This window comes from Mycobacterium sp. TH-M25 (assembly GCF_057473665.1).
The window spans coordinates 1-6741 of sequence record NZ_JBYCLA010000585.1; the positions used below are offsets into that span (position 1 = coordinate 1).

At 64.0% G+C, this 6741-nt stretch carries 7 protein-coding genes; 4 read left to right on the top strand and 3 right to left on the bottom strand.

All coding sequences use genetic code 11. The features are described 5' to 3' along the window. Positions 1-45: 45 nt before the first annotated feature. Positions 46-789 carry a cyclase family protein gene (locus tag AC2VOU_RS19520; protein WP_486958843.1) on the top strand — a complete coding sequence of 248 codons (744 nt, stop codon included), beginning with the start codon at positions 46-48 and terminating at the stop codon, positions 787-789. A gap of 198 nt (positions 790-987) precedes the next feature. Here the strand turns inward: AC2VOU_RS19520 and AC2VOU_RS19525 are convergent, their stop codons facing one another. From AC2VOU_RS19525 to AC2VOU_RS19535, 3 genes are read right to left on the bottom strand one after another with little or no spacing between them, the layout of a single operon-like run. After that, on the bottom strand, positions 988-2862 hold the full coding sequence (locus tag AC2VOU_RS19525) for an AAA family ATPase (protein ID WP_486958844.1): 1875 nt from the start codon (positions 2860-2862) through the stop codon (positions 988-990). Positions 2863-2904: 42 nt separating this feature from the next. Continuing rightward, positions 2905-3096: a hypothetical protein gene (locus AC2VOU_RS19530; RefSeq protein WP_486958845.1), complete on the bottom strand. Its 192-nt coding sequence runs from the start codon at positions 3094-3096 to the stop codon at positions 2905-2907. A 1-nt stretch (position 3097) separates the two neighbouring features. Next, positions 3098-4750: a hypothetical protein gene (locus AC2VOU_RS19535; RefSeq protein ID WP_486958846.1), complete on the bottom strand. Its 1653-nt coding sequence runs from the start codon at positions 4748-4750 to the stop codon at positions 3098-3100. A gap of 119 nt (positions 4751-4869) precedes the next feature. On the opposite strand from AC2VOU_RS19535, the gene AC2VOU_RS19540 reads away from it, so the two are divergent. The 3 genes from AC2VOU_RS19540 (at position 4870) to AC2VOU_RS19550 (ending at position 6616) form a co-directional block, all read left to right on the top strand. Further along, positions 4870-5802, top strand: a complete 933-nt coding sequence (locus tag AC2VOU_RS19540) for a conjugal transfer protein (protein WP_486958847.1) — start codon at positions 4870-4872, stop codon at positions 5800-5802. A 71-nt stretch (positions 5803-5873) separates the two neighbouring features. Continuing rightward, on the top strand, positions 5874-6134 hold the full coding sequence (locus AC2VOU_RS19545) for a hypothetical protein (RefSeq protein WP_486958848.1): 261 nt from the start codon (positions 5874-5876) through the stop codon (positions 6132-6134). Positions 6135-6163: 29 nt separating this feature from the next. Then, positions 6164-6616, top strand: a complete 453-nt coding sequence (locus tag AC2VOU_RS19550; protein ID WP_486958849.1) for a hypothetical protein — start codon at positions 6164-6166, stop codon at positions 6614-6616. The last annotated feature ends 125 nt before the right edge of the window (positions 6617-6741 follow it).

A 6741-nucleotide genomic window follows, 5' to 3' on the forward strand; every position in this document is an offset into this window, starting at 1 on the left:
TGAGTATCGCCGCGAGCTTCGCCCTGGAAAGAAGGTAGGTCAGACATGTTCGATCGATTCCCGGGAATCGATGGTGTCAAAGTTGTCAGCTTGTCTCACACTTGGGCACCCGGACGGATATGCAACTACCCGGGCGACCCGGAATACCAGCTCAAACAGGTCGCCAGCATCGCCGACGACGGCTACGAACTCAACTACATCTCGGTCGGCGAACATACCGGAACCCACTGGGGTGCACCCAGTCACTTCAACGCTGACGCTGCGGCGGCTCACGAGCTCGACCCTGAGGACTTCTTTCTGCCCGGGGTGACAATCGACATCCAGCGCCAGGCACAGGACGACGACCGATACGCAGTCAGCGTCGCTGACCTAGAAGAATGGGTGGCGGCCAACGGCGAATTCCCCACGCAGTGCGCGATCCTGCTCAACACAGGATGGCACAAGCGCTGGCCAACAAATCGTTACGCGAACCTCGACGCGAATGGCGAGCCACGCCACCCGGGTTTCTCACTGCAGGCAGTGCAGTGGCTCCTTGACCATGACGCGTTGGGTCACCGTGGCGCGCTGGGAACGGACGCTTTCAGTCCAGACGTCGGAACCGACGAAGACTTCGCTGTCTCGAAACTTCTCTACCAAGAGCATCGTCTCAGTTTGGAGGTTCTCGCAAACCTTGACCAGTTGCCGGCACGCGACTTCTGGATCGTTGCCGGTGGCTTCATCAACGTGGGCGGCAGCGGTTCCCCGGCATCGATCTACGCGTTGTCGCTGGCGAATAATCCCGCTACGTGAATCAACTCGTGATGGCCTCGGCTGGTGCGTTTTGCCGCGTTCAGCGTTCACGTCCTCGGCGGTGGTGCAAGTAGCCGTTCGTCTGTACCGACGCGGGATGGCCATCGGGTGAATCTTGGCGGTGAAATGGCCGGAGTTCACTCAGTTGCGGGTGTGCGCGGTAGATGAGCCGAAGTAGGCGAAGGCAGCGGATTCCTCTCATGCCACATGCATGATGCCGAACCCCTTGAGGATCTTGGCTGCAGCGCCGACGATGTCCTCGGCGGACAACTGCTGGAACTCCTCGTCGGTCAATGCCGACAGGTCCGTCCCGCCACTCATCAGCCGCCGTGACGCCAGGCCCTGCGCCTGCTCGAACACGTTGCGTGCGAAGCGACCGGTGCCGGGGACGTCGAGCACCCGATCCCCGCGCTGATCGGTCCCCCACATCACCTCGATGATCTTCTTGAACTTCTCCTCGACAGCCGGATCGACAGTGCGGCCCTCTTTCTTGGCCATGCCGTTGAGGATGCGCCACATTTCGTCCGGACTGTAGGTGGTGAACGACAAAGAGTAGGCGAAGCGCGACTTGAGTCCGGGGTTCTCGCCCAGGAACCGTTCGATCGGCGCCTCGTAGCCGGCGATGATCACCAGCACGTCGTCACGATGGTTGTCCATGTACTCCAGCAGCGCAGTCAGCGCTTCCGAGCCGAACGCATCCTTGTGGCCGGGGCGGTCCTGCACCAACTCGTATGCCTCGTCGATGAATATGCACCCGCCACGGGCCTCGTTGAGTTTGGCGATGGTCTTCGGACCGGACTGCCCCTCGAACTCCGCGACCAGTGTCGCGCGGTTGGCCGGCACGAGGGTGTTGCTCCGAATCACACCGAGTCCGTAGAACATTCGCGCGATCAGGTTGGCAATGGTTGTCTTGCCCGTCCCCGGCGGACCCTTGAAGATGATGTGGCGGGTCTTGGCATTGACCTGCATGCCCCGGCGGCGCTTCTCGTTTTCGAACGCGATCTCATTCGAGAGCATCAGCATCTGCTCTTTGATCTCGTCCATGCCGTCAATCGCGTCCAACTCGGCCTGCGCCGTGTCGAGCATCACCTTGCGCTCCCCCTGCGAGGACTGACGCTGGAAATCGGCGATGTCGGGCTCGCTGTCGGCATCCCAGTAGCTGGTGCGCGCGGCGATCACGTCGGTTGTCGATATCCGCATCTTGATGTTCTTGTTGCGGATCGCCTCCTGCAGCTCGGGAAGCGTCGCGTACTGCATACCCGAGGCAAGCGCCTTTTGCGCGTCATCCTCGTTGCCGGCGGTGCGGTGGGACAGTCCCAACTCCAGGCTGGCCCACGCCGAGACCGCGTTGAAGTTGGATGCGACTGCGTATGTCAGTTTGGTGTGGGCGGCGTCGTGCGACCCCAGATGTGCCAGTGCCGACCCTCCGAACGCGTTTCCCAGCGCAGCCAAGGCCTGCTCCAGTTCGTCGGTGGACGTCGTGTTGGTCAACGCCGAACCAGCCGTGATCAGATCCTCCCAGCGCGACGTGCGGTAGTACAGCACGCACTCAACCGCGGCGATCTCCTTGTTCGTGATGCTCGCGTTCTCACTGCGGGAGACCCGTTCACGCCGGGCACTCTCGAGCTCGGCAAGCGCCTCGTCGTACTTCCCCGCCTCGACCAGCTGTGCGGCGTAGGCGGCGCGCACCTGGCCGCGAGTCACCAGCGGCAGGATCAGCGGAACCAGCGGGAGCTGCCAGTTGGTCGTGAACCATTCCTCGACCTGTGTGGGATCGATGGCGGTGACCAGTTCGTCGAAGCTGGCCAGCGATCCCCGAATTCGGGCGATTTCATCGGCGCCGGTGTGTCCCCCGGCAGCGCTGTGTCGGGAGAACGCCAGAGCGCGATGCAGGTCGCAATGATCCGGCCATTCCTCCGCCGCGTACTGCAGGTCGCGATCGGCCACCACGAAGTTGCGGTGGAGCAGCGCCTTGATCGCGGTTTCGAGGTACTGCTTGGCTTGCGGATGGAACACGGCGTGGATGTCCTTTCGACGGTGGAACCGCTGGGGAAAAGGGAAAGCTCCGGCCATGATGTTCGGAAAATCGCGGAACCAGTGAGTGCGGCGCGATCACTATGGCGCGTGAGACGGAACCTGAACCGGGAGCCGGTATCTGGGGTGGGAAACGTCGTTCCACAGTTGCTCGGCCCGATCGAGCAACCCGGAATGGTGCCCGAGCGCCAGCACCGTCCACATCACCAGCACCGCTGCGGTATTGCGCCGAAGTCTGCGGGGTGTGGTCAGAGACCACAGCAGGGATTTCATATCAGCCTCCCACCGATCCGCACAGGCCGCTGCCCGGGTCGACCGGGTGGCCTTTGATGACGATTTTCGAGATCGCGGAGAACTCGTCAACCTTGGACGCCTCGTCGGCTTTGGAGCCGAATGTGTCAGTGCCCTTGCTCTGCACCGTCGGGCGGATGCTGGCGGTGATCGTCATGCTCATCACCTCGGTGATGACGTTGGGGAACTGCTGGGTGACGCCGGTGCGGGTGGGGTTGGGCATCTTCATCTCATAGATCGCGCCGCCCATCCGGAACGACACCGCCGACGCCACGCGGTTGCGCACCCACTCGTCGCGGCCGTCGGGGGCGACGTAGGCGAAGCCGGGAACCACGGTGATGCTGGTGATCACGACCGGGCACGAGAACGTCATGTTGAGCACGTTGAGGTCCAGGCCGTTGAGCCGCTGGCACCGCCATGCCCGGGTGCGGTCGTTGCTGAACGGGGCCACGGCGTCGGAGTCGTTGCCGCACGACGCCGAGACGGTGGCGGGAACCAGGATCAAGTCTTTGGGGGCCTCCGGCGGGGGCGCGTCGCTCTGGGGCGGCGCGTCGGCGACCTGACCGGCCGGCTGCGGCGGCTCACCGCGCCCGGACAAGGTGAACGAGACGACGACGAGGAAGGTGAGCAGCAGAGCGGCCGCGGCGACTCCGTACAGCTTCAGCTTTTGGTGGGGACCGCCGAAGCGGCGGGCGACACCGCTTGTCGACAGCGCCCGTCCCAGGCGCACCGCCACCGACTCCCCCGGCTGCGGGTCCGGTTCGTCGTAGCCGTCCGGCGGCGCAGTGGCCTGATCCGACGGTGCGGGACAGGCGCTTTCCTCGTCGTCTTCGTCCGGGCTGTCGTCGCCGGTGTCAAACTCCGGCTCGATTTCGTCAGCGTCGCCCCATGGGGAGGCCGACCGGGCACGTTCCCACCGTGCAGGCGGTGCCGGCTGATCGGACTCTGCGTCTTCATCCGCAGCACGGTCTTCGCCGGAACCGGAGCTTTCGTGGTTAAAACCTTCGGGCTCAGCGTCGTCGGGGTCTGGGTCATCGGCAGGTTGGGTGACATCGCCATCGGCGATACCGGGAAAGTCTCCGTCCTCGTGTGAGTGCTCCCGCAAACAGGCTGCTGGTTCACCGGCGACGATCACTGATTCTTGCGCTTCTTGGACGGAATCGGCGTTCCGTGGAGGGTCGTGTAAGGGTCGGGCTCCTGCACCTGGGTCGGTCCCGCCGTGGCCGGGGAAACGTGGGGAAGTTTCGTGATCGTCGTCTTCGACGAGCAGATACCGGGGATCAACGCGGTGGGTGTCTGACTGAACATCAGGTGCGTCATCGAATCCGTCGCCGGGTTCGACGTCGCTGTCAGTGAACTGTTCGAGGTGTTCGGACAGTGCCGGAGCCCGGCGTGGCATCTTCTCGTCGGCGATCTCGGCGTTCACCCGCTCCACGACCGCCTCGGCTGCCGAACCCCACGCCGCTACCGCTGCAGCCGCGGCGGCGTCATGTCCTTGAATCTCTTGCGGAATAGCACTCTTCAACGCCGCTGAGATGCGCAGCGCCTCGTGCTCCGGTCGGCGTTGGCTGGCGATCAGCGTCTCGATGATGCCCACAGTGGGATCTCCGTTCTGTCCACCTCCGGTCCGGTGCATCCGCGCCACGCGACGATGCACCCCGTAAGGCGCGGTTACCGTATGCGCGCCCGCGCACTCGGCACGGGCGCGGCGCGGCCCCACCACGGCTCACCGCTGAGAAAGATCGGGGTCCGGCTGTGGCGTCGTCTCTGAGAAAGCTGCTGCACCCGTCGCAGTGGAAGCCGCGCGTGCGGGAACGGGCGCTGGTATTCGCGGTAATCAGCGGGCCTCTGGCGCTGATGATGGCCGTGATGACGTTCGCGATGACCGCGATGATCCTGGCCCGGCTTCCCAAGCCGGTGAACATCTACACCGCGATCACCGAGGTGACCCGGGTGCAGAACTTCGCACGAAACTCATTGCTGCTGTGGATGGGTGGATCAATCTCGTCGCAGCCGGTGCTGCTGGCGCGTTCATCGGCGTCACAGAAGATCGACCTGTCACCGGTGCCCTTCGAGGTGCGCTCCATCGACCCGTCCGACATCGTCCGCTGGCAGGGCTACGACGCGGCGCAGTGGCAGGCGACGTTCGCGGTGACTTTCGTGGCCCCGGAGTCGAACAGCGCGCAGATCAACCGGTACATGGTGACGGTTCTCGACCACGACGGCGATTACCAGATGCTGACCTGGCCATCGATCGTCAACCCCGACACCAAGCCGTTCCGGGTGGCGACCAAGTACACCAGCCCTGTCGATTCGCGAGGCTCGCTGCGGCAGTCGTTGGACCAGTTCGTCACCGCCTACCTGACATCGACTGGCGGCGCCACGTCTCTGGGCCAGCACGTCTCGGCGAAGTTCTCCGGGTCGGCGATTTCCGATAGTCCTTACACCGGTGCGGAAATTCAGGAGGTCAAAGCAGCGGTAGATACCCCGGTGCCCGCCAAACCCGCGCCGGGAACCGAACTAAAAGTGCTGGTGACGGTGAAGGCGTCAGCTTCCACCCAAACCTGGTCGGTGATGCAGCTGGCGCTGAGGGTCTCACTGGGCGCCAACAAGGTCTGGCTGGTGGACGGTATCGACGCGCCTGTCGATTGGGGGGCGATCGACGGTGAGGGACGTGACAGGCCGTAATTGGCCAACAGCAAAAACGTAGATACAGTAGTTGTATCAAAGTTTTACACGCGCTCACGGAAAGGGAGCACATGGACACTGAACTTCGCACCTACCTGCGCGACCTGCGCTCCGGTGAGTGGATCACCTACACCCCCGACGCCTGGATCGGCCAATACCGGGCCCGCATCGACGACGCGCTCGTCAAGCACGCTGCCACCGTCGGCGGATCGTTCGCGATCACCGGAACCCCGGAACGCGGCCGATTGAGCGTACTTGACACCGACGGCAACCCGGTCCTCGATTTCGACTGGCACACCATGACCGTCAGCCAGGCCCGCCAGCTGCAGTAGCTGGTGAAGCACAAGGAACGAGAACTGACATGACCACCGACACCGTCAACATCGCGGGCATCACCGACACCGACGACTTCCCGACATGGGTTTCACTGGCCGTGATGGGCGGGCTGATAGGCGTCATCGCCGGAAAGCTGACCGGAAACCACTCCATCGGCCTGGCCGGCGCGGCGCTGCTGGTCGTCGGAACCATTGCCTATCTCGCGCACGGCGGGAAATGGATCGGCTGGGGAAAGCGCGAACAGCGGTCCCTCGCCGCTGGGCGTGGCCTCGTAGGGTCGCGGATCAGCAACGGCGACATGGTGTTCACCGTTCTCGATGACAGCGCGGTGGTCGGCAACGGCCGGCGAGCGTCGGTTGTAGCCGTCGACGAATCCGGAAACGTCGGCCTGCTGTTCGTCGGCCTGGACTCCACGGGGCGCGTGACCGAAGCACGAGTCTCGAACGGCGAGTGGACGACCGCAGCGGTGGTGGGCTGACCCATGCGGCCGCGATGGCGCGCTCCGGATTCCCCGAACGGTTCGGCGTCTACGGCAATCACTGCACGCAGGACTACATGCCAAGCCACGGGATCATCGATCTGGTTGGGGACCGCCGGTTGCCG